Genomic DNA, 1,218 nt, shown 5'->3' with positions numbered 1-1,218 from the left:
AATCTAGCAGCGGCCAAGTTAAGGGCGGAGTTGCCGTCCGGGAAGGCGCCGACCACGCGAGTTCGCCGCCTGATCTCGCGCATGATGCGCTCGAGGGGATTGTTGGTCCTGATGCGCCGCCAGTGCTCTTCCGGAAACGCGTAGTACGCCAGCGTCTCGGGGCCGGCGATCTCGACCAGCTCGGCCGCCTTGCCGAGCCTCATGTTGTGGAGCCGAGCAACCACCTCGCCCGTCTTGCGCTGGGCTGCCGCGAGGTCTTCCTGGGCATGGATGGCCTTGAGCATCAAGGCTACTTCGCGCAACTTGCCGGCCGGGACGTGGCTGAAGACGTTGCGGTAAAAATGCACCATGCATCTTTGCCAGCGCGCCATGGGGAAGAACTCGGCGGCGCTCTCGACCAGGCCCATGCAGGCATCGGAGACGATCAGCTCGACGCCGCTGAGCCCGCGTCCCTTGAGGTGCGCGAGGAAGGCGCTCCAGCCCGCCCTGTCCTCCTTGGCGCCCTCGACGATACCAAGAATCTGCCGGTAGCCGTCGGCATTGACCGAGATCGCCACCAGCAACGAAACGTTGCGCACCTCGCCAGCCCAGGTTCGCTTGAGCACGATGCCGTCGAGGTACAGGTAGGGCTGCTCGCCCTCGATCGGCTGGTGCCGCCAGGCCTCGATCTGGCCGTAGATCTTCTTGTTGAGGTTGGACACCGTGCCGGGGCTGACCCTCGTCCCCCACAGCGCCTCTGTGATGTCCTCAACGCGACGGACTGACACGCCGGCCAGGTACATCTCGATCAGCGCTTCCTCCACCGAGCTCTCCCTCCGCCGATAGCGTTCGATGATCGCGGTCTCGAAGGTCTGCATCCGCAGCTTCGGCACCTTCAGCGTCACCTCGCCGGCCGTGGTCTGCAGCTTGCGGTCGTAACTGCCCGACCGCTGGTCGCGCCTGGCCGCCGTGCGCTCGTAGCGACCGGCATTGCATAGACGATCCGCCTCCGCTTCCAGCATGGCGTTCAGCGTCTCCTCGACCGTTCCCCGCACGATCCGGCCCAGATGCTCGCGCACCCGATCGTCATCGATCCGGATCACGTTGCCGAGGGCAGTCCCTCTGTTATCCTCTTCCATGGTGGCTCCTTGTTCAGATGGCTTCGTCGGTCGTCTCGCAACGCCAACTTAGCCAGAGCGGGAGCCACCGCCCAAATCTGCGAAAGATTCTCTACGTCAT

The 1,218-nt window shown here is 64.4% G+C and carries 1 protein-coding gene; it reads right to left on the bottom strand.

Features of this window, described 5'->3' with window-relative positions:
* Positions 1-1,118, bottom strand: a 1,118-nt coding sequence (locus tag RSO01_RS46795; protein WP_147157479.1) for an IS256 family transposase, incomplete at its 3' end; no start/stop codon positions are given.
* Positions 1,119-1,218 lie beyond the last annotated feature (100 nt).

Origin of the sequence: Reyranella soli (assembly GCF_007992495.1) — a bacterium.
In the GTDB taxonomy this organism is placed as follows: Bacteria; Pseudomonadota; Alphaproteobacteria; order Reyranellales; family Reyranellaceae; genus Reyranella; species Reyranella soli.
This window is presented reverse-complemented; position numbering and strand designations above follow the sequence as displayed.